17 protein-coding genes are annotated in these 13,560 nt (G+C 68.1%); 10 read left to right on the forward strand and 7 right to left on the reverse strand.

Annotated features, from left to right (window positions below):
- Positions 1-16 precede the first annotated feature (16 nt).
- A complete protein-coding gene (locus KF796_17430; protein ID MBX3588416.1) occupies positions 17-1,138 on the reverse strand; it encodes a hypothetical protein in 1,122 nt (373 codons plus the stop codon).
- Between the two features lie 378 nt (positions 1,139-1,516).
- Between KF796_17430 and KF796_17435 the strand changes: the two genes are divergently transcribed.
- From KF796_17435 to KF796_17450, 4 genes are read left to right on the forward strand one after another with little or no spacing between them, the layout of a single operon-like run.
- On the forward strand, positions 1,517-1,741 hold the full coding sequence (locus KF796_17435) for a hypothetical protein (GenBank protein MBX3588417.1): 225 nt from the start codon (positions 1,517-1,519) through the stop codon (positions 1,739-1,741).
- 41 nt (positions 1,742-1,782) lie between these two features.
- Positions 1,783-2,022: a RebB family R body protein gene (locus tag KF796_17440; GenBank protein MBX3588418.1), complete on the forward strand. Its 240-nt coding sequence runs from the start codon at positions 1,783-1,785 to the stop codon at positions 2,020-2,022.
- A 4-nt stretch (positions 2,023-2,026) separates the two neighbouring features.
- On the forward strand, positions 2,027-2,257 hold the full coding sequence (locus tag KF796_17445; GenBank protein MBX3588419.1) for a RebB family R body protein: 231 nt from the start codon (positions 2,027-2,029) through the stop codon (positions 2,255-2,257).
- Positions 2,254-2,652: a RebB family R body protein gene (locus tag KF796_17450; protein ID MBX3588420.1), complete on the forward strand. Its 399-nt coding sequence runs from the start codon at positions 2,254-2,256 to the stop codon at positions 2,650-2,652. The genes KF796_17445 and KF796_17450 overlap by 4 nt, the downstream gene beginning before the upstream one ends.
- Before the next feature lie 23 nt (positions 2,653-2,675).
- Here KF796_17450 and murB read toward each other — a convergent pair whose 3' ends face one another.
- On the reverse strand, positions 2,676-3,749 hold the full coding sequence (gene murB / locus KF796_17455; protein MBX3588421.1) for a UDP-N-acetylmuramate dehydrogenase: 1,074 nt from the start codon (positions 3,747-3,749) through the stop codon (positions 2,676-2,678).
- Positions 3,750-3,803: 54 nt separating this feature from the next.
- Here murB and KF796_17460 point away from each other — a divergent pair, with 54 nt between their 5' ends.
- From KF796_17460 to KF796_17475, 4 genes are all read left to right on the forward strand, one after another.
- Entirely contained in the window at positions 3,804-4,289 is a 486-nt protein-coding gene (locus KF796_17460) for a YajQ family cyclic di-GMP-binding protein (protein MBX3588422.1), read from the forward strand.
- A gap of 80 nt (positions 4,290-4,369) precedes the next feature.
- Positions 4,370-4,933 (forward strand): TIGR02281 family clan AA aspartic protease, encoded by a 564-nt coding sequence (locus tag KF796_17465; protein ID MBX3588423.1) that lies wholly within the window; start codon positions 4,370-4,372, stop codon positions 4,931-4,933.
- 86 nt (positions 4,934-5,019) lie between these two features.
- On the forward strand, positions 5,020-6,543 hold the full coding sequence (locus KF796_17470; protein ID MBX3588424.1) for an MFS transporter: 1,524 nt from the start codon (positions 5,020-5,022) through the stop codon (positions 6,541-6,543).
- Entirely contained in the window at positions 6,540-7,040 is a 501-nt protein-coding gene (locus KF796_17475) for a low molecular weight phosphotyrosine protein phosphatase (protein MBX3588425.1), read from the forward strand. Before KF796_17470 ends, KF796_17475 begins: the two co-directional genes overlap by 4 nt.
- 34 nt (positions 7,041-7,074) lie before the next feature.
- On the opposite strand, the gene KF796_17480 is transcribed toward KF796_17475, so the two are convergent.
- From KF796_17480 to KF796_17500, 5 genes are read right to left on the reverse strand one after another with little or no spacing between them, the layout of a single operon-like run.
- Positions 7,075-7,425 (reverse strand): RidA family protein, encoded by a 351-nt coding sequence (locus KF796_17480; protein MBX3588426.1) that lies wholly within the window; start codon positions 7,423-7,425, stop codon positions 7,075-7,077.
- Complete coding sequence (gene plsY / locus KF796_17485; GenBank protein ID MBX3588427.1) at positions 7,422-8,048, reverse strand: glycerol-3-phosphate 1-O-acyltransferase PlsY; 627 nt, start codon at positions 8,046-8,048, stop codon at positions 7,422-7,424. The genes KF796_17480 and plsY overlap by 4 nt, the downstream gene beginning before the upstream one ends.
- 21 nt (positions 8,049-8,069) lie before the next feature.
- Entirely contained in the window at positions 8,070-8,561 is a 492-nt protein-coding gene (locus tag KF796_17490; GenBank protein MBX3588428.1) for an aminoacyl-tRNA deacylase, read from the reverse strand.
- Between the two features lie 33 nt (positions 8,562-8,594).
- Positions 8,595-9,656 (reverse strand): aldo/keto reductase, encoded by a 1,062-nt coding sequence (locus KF796_17495; protein ID MBX3588429.1) that lies wholly within the window; start codon positions 9,654-9,656, stop codon positions 8,595-8,597.
- A 22-nt stretch (positions 9,657-9,678) separates the two neighbouring features.
- Positions 9,679-11,463, reverse strand: coding sequence for an AMP-binding protein (locus tag KF796_17500; GenBank protein MBX3588430.1), 1,785 nt, complete (start codon positions 11,461-11,463; stop codon positions 9,679-9,681).
- Between the two features lie 26 nt (positions 11,464-11,489).
- On the opposite strand from KF796_17500, the gene KF796_17505 reads away from it, so the two are divergent.
- Complete coding sequence (locus tag KF796_17505) at positions 11,490-12,392, forward strand: alpha/beta hydrolase (protein ID MBX3588431.1); 903 nt, start codon at positions 11,490-11,492, stop codon at positions 12,390-12,392.
- A gap of 63 nt (positions 12,393-12,455) precedes the next feature.
- A protein-coding gene (prfB, locus tag KF796_17510) for a peptide chain release factor 2 (GenBank protein MBX3588432.1) occupies positions 12,456-13,560 on the forward strand; the annotation gives its coding sequence in 2 pieces (ribosomal slippage) (positions 12,456-12,536 and positions 12,538-13,560; 1,104 coding nt in all).

Genomic DNA, 13,560 nt, shown 5'->3' on the forward strand with positions numbered 1-13,560 from the left:
ACCCCGGCGGCACCCGCTACCGGATGCCCGCGGCGATGGCCTGGTTCACGCTCATGAGCCCCTGCAGCGCCAGGGGCGCCATGGCGAGCGGGTCGATGTCCACCGCCATCTCGACCGACTTGCTCTGGTTCACGGCGTGGCCCGTGATGGCGCCCAGCATGGTCAGGCCCTGCATCACGCCGTCCTTGCGGGTGTCGTAGCCGCCGGTCTCCCGGAAACTGGCGAACTGGCCTGGCACCGCCAGCGGCGACTCGAGCCGCATCATGTGGGTGGCCGCATGGCTTTGCAGCAGCACCATGGTGGGCACCGCCGCCACCTCCATGGCCGCCGAGGCATTGGCCGTGGAGCCCCGGCGGAACAGCGACGAACCGCTGCCCGAGCTCTCCTGCGCCGCCATGTTGATGCTCATCACCACGGAAATCGCGTCCACGCCGGCCTTGCCGTAGGCGATGCGGTTGCTGATGTTGCCCGCTCCCAGTCCCGCAAAGCCACGCGGATTGAGTTTCATGCCGCTGGGCGCCAGCACCAGGTAACTGCGCTTGCCGTAACCAAAATTCATCTCCTCGACCACGGGCGCGCCGGGCTTGCTGGCGTCCACCGTGGCCTCATAGACAGCGCCGTACTCGCCGATGATGGCTTCGGCCGGCTCGGGCTTGGCCCCGGCCGCTTCCAGCCGCGCGAGGAAGTCGGCATAGGCCTTGTCAGTGACCGCCTGCAACACGGCCAGGTCGGGGCTGGAGGCCGCGTACTTGACCGTCATGCGCGTGCCGCCATAGTTGGTGCCGCCCAGGTACGCCGCGCGGCTGCTGGCCGTGATGCTGCCGCTTTGTTCAAACATGACGCGGTACTCGGACACGTAGAACCTCCGGCCCTTGAGCTTCTCGACCGTGCCCTTGGCCGAGCCGCTCGCGTCCAGGAGCGCCAGCGGGGTCTTCAGCGCTTCCTCGATCTGCGCCGCAGTGGCTGGCGGCACAGGCGCTGGCGCCGTGCCCGCCACCGTGGGCGTGGCGGCGTCCGGTGTGGAGCCACCCCCTAAAACCTTGCCCAGAAACGACGGAAACTGGGCCGAAGCCGGCAATGCGAAGCCGGCAATGGCCGCTGCCAGCACAAGGACTCGCAAACTTGGCAGGGGGGTCATGGGGCACCGATCTTGAAAAACTTCACTGTAAGAAGCTGTGACAACGTCCACAACCCCCGCTTTGAGGGGGCTGAAGTGGCCGCCCACCCTGTCAACCTTGACAGGATTGCCCTGCGCCGGGGCATGGCCTAGATTGCACCCGTTCACCCCAGGCAGCTTTCATGGCGGATATCCAGTACCGGTTTCTCCACGCGTCGACGCATCCTCCCAGGGCCCTGCACTGGATGCCGGGCAGCGTCCGGGTTCACCAGCTCCCCAGGTGGCCCCAGGGAGGCACCCATGCCGGGTGACAGCCAGCGCCGCTCACTGGTCTGGGCCCCTTTTCTCATCACTTCTGGGGATGCAAGGCCCGGGCGCGGCGCGCACACTGCTCGTCTTATGGAAACACCCGACCCCACCGACACCCCGCCCGCGAACCCGTCCGAGGAGCTCGCCTCCGCCAACGACGGCGTGCCGACCCGCCGCCTCGGTGGGGAGCCGGCCACCCTGAGCGCGTTTCTCTCGGCCATGCAGGCCGCCGAGGACGCCGTCGGCGCGGCGGTCCGGCGAATGAGCGATGGCGCCGACGCGGGCCCGGCCGACCCTGACCTGCCCGAAAACTGAACCCCGAATTTCCAAACCAACCCCAAAAGACGGAGCATCCCATGGCCTTTCCTACCGCAGTCAACAGTCAGATCACCGATGCCGTGACCCAGGCCAATGTCAAGGTCCTTGGCGATGCGCCGGCCATGGCGCTGGGCAACCTGTACCAGGCCACGGCGCAGGCACTGGCCAACGCCGCCCACAATGCCACCAGTGCCCAGCAACAGGCCGGCGTGCTGGCCCAGGCCGTGACCACGCGCTGCGTGCAGACCCTGCTGGGCAGCGCCAGCGACAAGGCCTGACGCCATGGCCTTCCCGACTTCCGTCAACGACGAGATCACCGACGCCGTCACTCAGTCCAACGTGAAGGTGGTCGGCGAGGCCCCGGCGCAGGCCATGGGCATGGTCTACCAGGCCGCAGGGCTGGCCCTGGGGCTGGCCGCGCAGAACGCGGTCGCCCAACAGCAGGCCATCGAAGTCGTGGCGCAAACAGCGACCAACCAGTCGGTCGCGAGGCTCCTGGGCAGTGCGACATGAGTGACGACGCCAAGCCTGACCCCGGGCCCGCCGACGCCAGCGCCGTCAATGACCAGATCACCGACTCGGTGACGCAGGTTCAGGCCACGCTGGCCGGCATGCAGGCGCCGTTTGCGGCGGCGGCGGCGTACCAGACCATTGCCCACGCGCTGGGACTGGCCCTGCACAACGCCGTGGCGCGCCAGCAGCACAGCCACATGCTGCGCAACGCCCTGACCACCGCGGCGGCCACCGCGCTGCTGGATGGCCGCACCGAGCAGGCCGAGGCCGTGCTCAAGCTGGCCGAGTCGCCACTGGTCAACCCCAGCCTCGGCACGGAACTGGGGCAACTGCAGTCTGCCGTGGCGCAGCTGCGCGAAGAGATCGACAAGGTCCTCAAGACGGCCACGTCCTGAGGCAGCGCCCGCGGGCGCCCCGATCAGACCACCACGGGCTCGGGCTCGAGCCGGATGCCAAAGCGCTCATAGACACTGGTCTGGATCGCCTTGGCCAGGGTCATGACCTCGCCGCCCGTGGCCGGGTGCTGCGCCCCCCCGCGGTTGACCAGCACCAGCGCCTGCTTGTCGTAGACGCCGGCATTGCCCACCGACTTGCCCTTCCAGCCGCAGGCGTCGATCAGCCAGCCCGCGGCCAGCTTCACGCTGCCGTCGGGCATGGGGTAGTGAACAATGCCGGGCTCGCGCGCGATGATGTCGCTGCACTGCTCGGGGGTCACGGTGGGGTTCTTGAAGAAGCTGCCGGCGTTGCCGATCACGCGCGGGTCGGGCAGCTTGGCACTGCGGATCGCACAGACCCAGTCGTAGATCTGTTGCGCGGAGGGTTCGCGGACGCCACTGTCGTGCATGCGGCGCTCCAGGTCCATGTAGCCCAGCACCGGCTTCCAGGGCCGCGGCAGGCGAAACCGCACGTGGGTGATCAACGCCCGCCCCGCCAGGCCCAACCCACGCGGTGATCCCCCGGCCTGGGCAGCCGGCGTGGCCACGTGCTTGAACACGGAGTCGCGGTAGCCAAAGGCGCATTGCGCCGCGTCCAGCGTGAACGGCTGCCCGGTCTCCAGGTCCACCGCGTCGAGCGAGTCAAAGCGGTCCTGCAGTTCCACGCCGTAGGCGCCCACGTTCTGCACCGGCGAGGCGCCCACGGTGCCCGGGATCAGCGCCATGTTTTCCAGGCCCGGGTAGCCCTGCGCCAGTGTCCAGGTGACGAAGTCATGCCAGTTTTCGCCGGCGCCGGCTTCGACGATCCAGGCCCGGGGCGTTTCAGCCACCAGCCGCCGGCCCATGACCTCGACCTTGAGGACCACGGGCTTGACGTCGCCCGTGAGCACGATGTTGCTGCCACCGCCCAGCACGAACTTGGGCTCGCGCGCGAGCACCGGGTCGGCCAGCACCGCCTGAACGTCGGCCGCCGAGCTCACGCGCACCAGTGCACGGGCCTTGGCGACGATGCCAAAGGTGTTATACGGCTGCAGGGGTACGTTTTGCGCCACGATCATGGGAGAATTGTCGCATCAGCCCGCATCCAGGGACATGCAACCGAGGGAGATTTCATGCCGTCTTTTGACACCGTCTGCGAACCCAATCTGGTCGAGGTCCGCAACGCCGTGGACAACGCCGCCAAGGAAATCGGCACGCGTTTCGATTTCAAGGGCACCTCCGCCGCCATTGAACTCAAGGACAAGGAAATCACGCTGTTCGGCGACGCCGAGTTCCAGCTCGTCCAGGTCGAGGACATCCTGACCAGCAAGCTCACCAAGCGCAGCGTGGACGTGCGCTACCTTGACAAGGGCGACGTGCAGAAGGTCGGCGGCGACAAGGTCAAGCAGGTGATCAAGGTGCGCAACGGCATCGAGACCGAACAGGCCAAGAAGATCACCCGCGTCATCAAGGACAGCAAGCTCAAGGTGCAGGCCGCGATCCAGGGGGACGCGGTGCGCGTCACGGGCGCCAAGCGCGACGACCTGCAGGCCGCCATGGCCCTGATCAAGAAGGACATCGCGGACATGCCGCTGTCTTTCAACAACTTCCGCGATTGATGCCTCTTCGCCGCCTCCTCGGCGCCTGCCTGCTGGCACTGGCGGGCACTGCCGGCGCGCAGTCAGTGGCGCTGCAGGGCATGCTGGGCAGCAAGGCCCTGCTGATCGTCGATGGCAGCCCGCCGCGCAGCGTGGCCGCCGGCGAAACCCACAAGGGCGTCAAGGTGGTCTCCACGGCCGGCGACCAGGCCGTGGTCGAAATCAACGGCAAGCGCCACACCCTGCGCGTGGGCGACGCGCCAGCCAGTGTGGGCGACGCCGGCGGCGGCAGCCGCGGCAACCGGATCGTGCTGACGGCCGGCAGCGGTGGCCACTTCCTCACGCAGGGCACCATCAACGGCAAGGCCGTGCAGTTCATGGTCGATACCGGCGCCACCGCCGTGGCCATGGGGGTGTCGGACGCCACGCGCATCGGGCTCAATTACCAAAGTGGCCAGCCGGTGCGCGTGAGCACCGCCAATGGCGTGGCCCCGGCGTGGCGCATCAGGCTCGGTTCCGTGCGCATTGGTGACGTGGAAGTATTTGACGTGGACGCCTTTGTGGCCCAGGAGTCCATGCCCTTTGTATTGCTGGGCAACAGTTTCCTCACGCGATTCCAGATGAAGCGCGACAACGACCAGCTGACCCTGGAGCGCCGGTATTGAGAGTGCCTCTCGACAGTCCCCAGCACCCTCCGGCCGACACCAGCCCCCCATCGGCCTTCGCGCCACTGCGTCTGCCGGTGTTCCGCATGCTGTGGGCCACCTGGATCACCGCCAACACCTGCATGTGGATGAGCGATGTGGCGGCGGCCTGGCTCATGACCTCGCTGGCGCCCTCGCCACTGTGGGTGGCACTGGTCCAGTCGGCCTCCACGCTGCCGGTGTTCCTGCTGGGCCTGCCCAGCGGTGCCCTGGCCGACATCCTGGACCGGCGGCGCTACTTCATGATGACCCAGTTCTGGGTGGCCGGCACCGCCATCCTGCTGTGCGTGACCATCGTCATGGGCTGGATCAACGCACCACTGCTGCTCATCCTGACCTTTGCCAACGGCATTGGCCTGGCCATGCGCTGGCCGGTGTTTGCCGCCATCGTGCCCGAGCTGGTGCCGCGCATCCAGCTGCCCGCCGCGCTCGCGCTCAACGGCGTGGCCATGAATGCCTCGCGCATCATCGGGCCGCTGGTGGCCGGCGCGCTGATCGCCAGTGCCGGCAGCGAGTATGTCTTTGGCCTCAACGCCCTGCTCTCGCTGGCGGCCGGCTTTGTGATCATGCGCTGGCGCCGCGAGCACACCGTGAGCCCGCTGGGCCGCGAGCGCCTGACCAGCGCCATCCGCGTGGGTGTGCAGTTCGTCAAGCAGTCGAGCCGGCTGCAGGGCGTGCTGGTGCGCATCTCGCTGTTCTTCCTGCACTCCACGGCCCTGCTGGCGCTGCTGCCGCTGGTGGCGCGCGCGCTCAAGGGTGGCGGCGCCGGCACCTTCACCCTGCTGCTGGCCTCGATGGGCGTGGGCGCCATCATTGCCGCGCTGTCGATGCAGCAGGTGCGCCAGTGGATCCCGCACGAGCGCCTGCTGCTGACCGGCGCGGTCATGCAGTCGGCCGGCACGCTGGTGGTGGCCTGGGCGCCCAACATCTACGTGGCCGTGCCCGCCATGGTGATTGCCGGCATGGCCTGGATCACGGTGGCCAACACCCTCACCGTGGCGGCCCAGATGGCCCTGCCCGACTGGGTGCGCGCGCGCGGCATGTCGATCTACCAGATGGCCATCATGGGCTCGACCGCGGCGGGCGCGGCACTGTGGGGCCAGGTCGCCACGCTGAGCACCATCCACATGAGCCTGGGCATTGCCGCCTGCACCGGCGCCGCCGCCATGTACGCGGTGCAGCGCCTGATGCCGGCCCACAACATCGAGGAAGACCTCACGCCCTCGCGCGTGTTCAAGGCGCCGGTGGCCGAGGCCCCGCCCGCGGCCGGGCGCATCCAGGTCAACATCGAGTACCGCATCGACCCGGCGCGCGCTACGGAATTCCGCGCGCTCATGCAGGAGAGCCGGCGCAGCCGAATGCGCCAGGGCGCGCTGGGCTGGGAACTGCTGCACGACATGTACGACCCGGGCCGTTATGTGGAGCAGATCGTCGACGAGTCGTGGACCGAACACCTGCGCCGCTTTGACCGCGTGACGGCCGACGACGTGTCGCTGCGCGACCGCAAGCTGGCCTTCCACATCGGCGCGGCACCGCCGGTGGTCACGCGCTGCGTCATCGAGGCCCCATGACGCGGCCGGCCGTGTCGGTGCTGTTTGTCTGCATGGGCAACATCTGCCGCAGCCCCACGGCACACGGTGTGTTCCGCCACCAGGTGGCGCAGGCAGGGCTGGCCGCGGTGGTGCGGGTCGATTCCGCCGGCACCCACAACTACCACCCCGGCGAGCCGCCCGACGAACGCTCGCAGGCCCACGCCGCGCGGCGCGGCTATGACCTGTCAGACCTGCGCGCGCGCCAGCTGCGTGATTCAGATTTTGAAGCGCACGACCTGATCCTGGTCATGGACTGGGACAACCTGGCCCTGGTGCAGGAAGAATGCCCGCCGCAGCACCAGCACAAGGTGCGCCGCTTCACCGAGTTCTGCCAGCACCACACCAGCCCCGTGGTGCCCGACCCGTACTACGGCGGCGCCCAGGGCTTTGAACAGGTGCTGGATCTGGTGGAGGACGCCGGGGTCGGGTTACTGCGGCATGTGGCCAGGCGCTTGGGTGCGCCACCGGAAGGCTAGCCGCGCACCCTCAATGGGGTGTTGACCCAACAGCCTAAACCGCCGCCGTCACCACCGCCTCCACCCGCCACTCGGGCCGCGCCAGCTTGGCCTGCACGGTGGCGCGCGGCGGCGTCTGGCCGGGCACCACCCAGGCGTCCCACACGGCGTTCATGCCGGGGAAATCGGCCAGGTCGGCCAGGAAGATCTGCGTCATGAGGATGCGCGACTTGTCGGTGCCGGCCTCGGCCAGCAGGCGGTCGATGTTGGCCAGCACCTCGGTCATCTGGGCCGCGATGTCGCCGGTCGGGTCGTCGGGCACCTGGCCCGCGAGGTACACCGTGCCGTTGTGGATGGCGATTTCGCTGAGCCGGTTGCCCACGTGAAAGCGCTTGATGTCGCTCATTTCTTGCCTCCGAGTTTCGATTCCTTGCCTTCGAGCAGGCGGTTGATGTTTTCGCGGTGCCGGTAGGCCAGCAGCAGCCCCATCATGAACAGAGCGAACAGGATCGATTTTTCCGAGTACCAGGCCGCCCGGTCACCCAGCAGGTAGTAGATGGGCGCGAACGCGGCCGCCACCAGCGAGGCCAGCGACGAGTAGCGGAAAAAGAAGGCAATGATCAGCCAGGTGGCGCCCGTGGCCAGCCCCAGCACCGGGTGGACGCCGAACACCACGCCGATGAAGGTGGCCACGCCCTTGCCGCCCTTGAAGCGGAAGAACACCGGCCACAGGTGGCCCAGGAACGCGGCCAGCCCCACCATGGCGATGGTGCCGTCTTCCAGCCCCAGGGGCTTGCCGAACATCTGCACCAGCACCACCGGCAGCCAGCCCTTGAGGGCGTCCAGCAGCAGCGTGACGATGGCCGCGGGCTTGCTGCCCGAGCGCAGCACGTTCGTGGCGCCGGGGTTGCCGCTGCCAAAGGTGCGCGGGTCTTTGAGGCCCATGGCCCGGCTCACGAGGACCGCGAACGACAACGAGCCCAGCAGGTAGGCCCCCAGCGCCGCGAGGAAAGGATAGATCGGTTGCAAACGTGTCTCCAGCAAGAAGCGTCATTCTGCCAGTGCGCACTGCACGGGCCGGGCCGCCAGCAGTTGCACGCAGACTTGCGGGTCGATGCCCACCAGGTAGCCGCGCCGCCCGCCGTTGATGGCGATGCGCGGCAGCGCCAGGATGGTCTGCTCGATGTAGACCGGCATGGCCCGGCGGGTGCCGAACGGCGAGGTGCCGCCCACCAGGTAGCCGCTGTGGCGGTTGGCCACCTCGGGCTGGCAGGGCTCGACCGACTTGGCGCCGATCTGGCGCGCCAGGTTCTTGGTGGACACCTTGCGGTTGCCGTGCATCAGGACCAGCAGGGGCCTGGCGTCCTGGTCCTGCATGACCAGGGTCTTGACCACCGTGTAGGGGTCCAGGCCCAGCACCTGCGCGCTGTGCTGCGCGCCGCCGTGCTCCAGGTACTCGTACGGGTGCTCGGTGAACGCCACCTTGTGCTGGCGCAGCAGCGCGGTGGCGGGGGTTTCGCTGACGTGGTCTTTCCTGGCCATGGGCAAGCGCTCAGGCGGGGCGGGCCCGCCGGGTCACAGCGCGGGGTCGCGCAGTTCCCAGCGGATTTTGTCGATCTCGGCCAGCACGCCGGCCGGGAGCGTGGTGCCCCAGGCGTCCAGGTCTTCGTCGAGCTGGGCCATCGAAGTCACGCCGATGATGGTGCTGGCCACGCGCCAGTTGGTGTAGCAGAAGGCCAGCGCCATTTGCGCCGGCGTGAGGCCGTGGTCGCGCGCCAGCGCGTTGTAGCGGCGCGCGGCGGCCAGGGCCTCGGGGCGGCCCCAGCGCTGCTTGCGCACGGATTCATAGCTGGCGATGCGCGCGCCCTTGGGGGCGTCAGGGCCCTCGGTGCCGCCCTGGTCGTATTTGCCGGTCAGCAGGCCAAAGCCCAATGGCGAATAGGCCAGCAGCGACACGCCCAGGCGGTGCATGGTTTCGTCCAGCCCGTTGTCCACCGTGCGGCTGATCAGGCAGTAGACGTTCTGCACTGTGGCCACGCGCGGCAGGCCATGCTGCTCGGCCAGGCGCACAAACTCGTGCACGCCATACGGCGTTTCGTTGGACAGGCCGATGTGGCGCACCTTGCCGGCCTTGACCAGGCCGGCCAGCGCCTCCAGCTGCTCGTGGATGGAGGTCTGCGAGCGCTCCTTGGCCGGGTCGTAATAGGCCATGCCAAAGGCCGGCACGTTGCGCTCGGGCCAGTGGATCTGGTAGAGGTCGATCACGTCGGTCTGCAGGCGCTTGAGCGAGGCATGGCACGAGGCCACGATGTCGGCGGCCGTCATGCCCGCGCCCTCGCGCACCCAGGGCATGCCGCGCGAGGGGCCGGCGACCTTGGTGGCCAGCACCAGCTTCTGGCGCGCGCCAGGGTTCTTGGCAAACCAGTTGCCAATGATGGTTTCGGTGGCGCCAAAGGTTTCGGCGCGGGCGGGCACGGCGTACATCTCGGCCGTGTCGATGAAGTTCACGCCGCGCTCCAGGGAGCGGCTGAGGAGGGTGTGGGCCGTGGCCTCGTTCACCTGCTCGCCAAAGGTCATGGTGCCCAGGCAGATGGGGGTGACGTGCAGGTCGCTCTGGCCGAGCTGGACAGTTTTCATGGTCATGCGGGGAAAGTGGGGGTCAGCCTGTGAGTTTAGAGGCGCGCGCCTCTTCCTGCAGCCGCAGCACCCGCCGCTGCACCTTGCCGGTGGTGGTCATGGGCAGGCTGTCGATGAATTCGATTTCCTTGGGGTATTCATATGGCGCGAGCTTGCCCTTGACGTGGGCCTGCAGTTCAGCGATCAGTTTCTGGTCAAAAAGGCCTGGAGTCCCCGGCTGGCGGGCACGTTGCGCTACAAAATCAGGAGCAAGCACGACATAGGCCTTGACCAGCGCGCCACGCTCGCGGTCGGGCTTGGGCACCACGGCGGCGTTGGCCACGGCGGCGTGCTTGACCAGGCAGTTCTCGATCTCGCTGGGGCCGATGCGGTAGCCCGCGGCCTTGAACACGTCGTCGGCGCGGCCCTGGTACCAGAGGTAGCCGTCGGCGTCGCGCGTGGCGAGGTCGCCGGTGCGGCACCAGTCGCCCGTGTATTTGCCGCGCGTGGCGCCCTCGTTTTTCCAGTAGCCGAGGAAGAAGATCGGGTCGGGCCGGCCATGCACATCCAGGCGGTTCACCGCCACGTCACCGGGCACGCCCACGGCGCATTCGTTGCCGTCGTCATCGATCACCGCCACGCGGTGGCCCGGGTAGCCCTTGCCCATGCTGCCGGGGCGCGCGGGCCAGCCCAGCCCGCCGCCGCGGTGGGCCCGGGGGCCGCGGCCGGGCGGGCCCCACTCCATGGCGCAGTTGCCCACGATGTAGTTGACCTCGGTCTGGCCGAACATCTCGTTGACGGTCACACCCAGCTGCGCCTGGCAATAGGCAAACACCGCGTCGCCCACGGCCTCGCCCGCGCTCATCAGGGCCTGCAGCTTGAGGCGGTAATGTTTTGAGGGCTCGGGGCAGGCCTTCATCATGGCCTTGAGCGCGGTGGGGAACAGGAAGCTGTGCGTCACCCCGTGCTCCTGCATCAGCGTGAAGGCCAGCTCCGGGCTGAAGCGGCCATTGAAGGCCACGATGGGCCGGCCAAAGTACAGGGTGGGCAGCAGCGCATCCATCAGGCCGCCGGTCCAGGCCCAATCGGCCGGGCTCCAGAACACGGCTTTGGACGCCGCGTTGGTCTTGCCGTCAAAACCAAACCAGTTCTGGCTGCAGACAAAACCCGTGAGGTTGCCGATCAGCGCGCGGTGGGGAATCAAGGCGCCCTTGGGCGGCCCGGTGGTGCCGCTGGTGTAGATCAGCACGGCGCCCTCGTCGGCCCCGGTCCTGACGGGCGCGAACGCCGGCTTGTGCAGCGCCAGCTGCGTTTCGTATTCGACGTCGGCCTGCTCGCCGGCCGCGCCCACGCCCACCACGGTGCGCAGTGCTGGGCACTGGGCGCGCACGGCCAGCAGGTTGTCGATGGAGCTTTCGTCGCACAGGGCCACCACGGCCTCGCTGTCCTGCAGCCGGTACTCCAGCGCCTCGGGCCCGAACAGCATGGACAGCGGCATGGCCACCGCGCCGAGCTGGAACACCGCCATGTAGGCCACCGCGGTCTCGAAGCGCTGGGGCATGACGATGGCCACGCGGTCGCCGCGCGCCACGCCCAGGCCGCGCAGCATTCGCGACAGCCGGTGCGCCGCCGCCTGCAGCTCGGCATAGGTATGAAAACGCTTGCCAGTCCTTGCCCCGTGGACACGTATTGCTATTCTTTTGCTAGCGTCGGGGCGCTCCGCCCAGCGCCCGCAACAGGCCTGCGCGATGTTGAAGTGGCGCGGCACCTGCCAGCCAAAGCCGCCGTGCAGCGCGGCGTAGTTGTCCGGGACTTGACTGACGGCCATCTGCTGTCTCCTGAATAATGCGCTGAATGTACCAAGTCAAAAGAGCCTCCCGCAGCGAGCATGTCCCGATCCGCGGCCTGCAGTACCACGTTCGTTTGTGGGGTGAACCCGCAGCCGGCACGCCGCCGCTGGTCATGGTGCATGGCTGGATGGACGTGGCGGCGTCCTACCAGTTCGTGGTCGATGCCTTCGAGGCCGACCGCTGGGTGATCGCGCCCGACTGGCGCGGCTATGGCGAAACCCAGTCACCCGACGCCGACAACTACTGGTTCCCCGACTACCTGGCGGACCTGGACTTCCTGATCGACCACTACAGCCCCGATGCGGCGGTGGACCTGGTGGGCCACAGCATGGGCGGCAACGTGGCCATGATGTACGCCGGGGCCCGGCCCGCGCGCATCCGCCGTCTGGTCAACCTCGAGGGTTTTGGCATGCCGCAGACCCGGCCCGCGCAGGCGCCGGGCCGCTACGCCAAATGGATGGACGAACTCAAGGCCTTTCACCGCGGCGAGCTCGCGCTCAAGACCTATGACAGCGTGGACGGCGTGGCCCGCCGCCTCATGAAAACCAACCCCCGCCTCACGCAGGACAAGGCCCAGTGGCTGGCCGGCCACTGGGCCCGCCCCGATGCCCAGGGCCGCTGGGCCATCCTGGGCGACCCGGCCCACAAGATCACCAACGCCCAGCTGTCACGGGTCGAGGAGGCGCTGGCGCTGTACCAGGCCATCACCGCGCCGGTGCTGGCCGTGGAGGCCAGCCACAACAGCCTGGAGCAGTGGTGGCAGGGCCGCTTCACGCTGGCCGAGTACCACGAGCGGCTCAAGGCCGTGCCCCAGGTGAAGGTGGCGGTGATCGACGACGCGGCCCACATGCTGCACCATGACCAGCCGGAGCAGCTCGCGGCGCTGATCGAGGACTTTCTCGCCTGATCCCTGCGCGGCGGTGGGGCATGAGAAAATGCCCGGTTACTCCCAGCACAGCAGGACAAGATCATGGACGCAGAACACATCAATGCCATCGGCACCGCCCTCACCGACCTGAGCGAGCGCACCCAGGACTTACGGGGGTATCTTTGACTTCGATGCCAAGGCAGAGCGGCTGAGAACCGTCAACGCATCGCTCGAAGACCCCACGGTCTGGAACGACCCGCGCAAGGCCCAGGAACTGGGCAAGGAAAAGAAGGCCCTGGACGGCGTGGTGCTCACGCTGGACAAGCTCACGCGCGAACTCGCCGACAACCTCGAGCTCTACGAGATGAGCAAGGATGAGGGCGATGAAGCCGGCCTGAAGACCATCGAGGCCGAAGCCGCCAAGCTCGCCACCGAGGTGGAAGGCCTGGAATTCCGCCGCATGTTCAACAACCCGGCCGACCCGCTCAACGCCTTCCTGGACATCCAGGCCGGCGCCGGCGGCACCGAGGCCTGCGACTGGGCCAGCATGCTGCTGCGCCAGTACCTCAAGTACGCCGAGCGCAAGGGCTTCAAGACCACGGTCGAGGACGAATCCCCGGGTGACACGGCCGGCATCAAGGGCGCCACCATCAAGATCGAGGGCGAATACGCCTTTGGCCTGCTGCGCACCGAAACCGGCGTGCACCGGCTGGTGCGCAAGAGCCCGTTCGACAGCTCGGGCGGGCGCCACACCAGCTTTGCCAGCGTGTTCGTCTACCCCGAGATCGACGACTCGATCGAGATCGAGATCAACCCGGCCGACGTGCGGGTGGACACCTACCGCGCCAGCGGCGCGGGCGGCCAGCACATCAACAAGACCGACTCGGCCGTGCGCCTGACCCACCTGCCCACGGGCATCGTGGTGCAGTGCCAGGACGGCCGCAGCCAGCACAGCAACCGCGACGTGGCCTGGAAGCGGCTGCGCTCGCGCCTGTACGACCACGAGATGCGCAAGCGCCAGGAAGAGCAGCAGAAGCTCGAGGACACCAAGACCGACGTGGGCTGGGGCCACCAGATCCGCAGCTACGTGCTGGACAACAGCCGCATCAAGGACCTGCGCACCAACGTTGAAATTTCCGCCACCCAGAAGGTGCTCGATGGCGACCTCGACGCCTTCATCGAGGCCAGCCTGAAACAGGGCGTTTAA

It is taken from the genome of Ramlibacter sp. (assembly GCA_019635435.1).
GTDB lineage: Bacteria > Pseudomonadota > Gammaproteobacteria > Burkholderiales > Burkholderiaceae_C > JAHBZM01.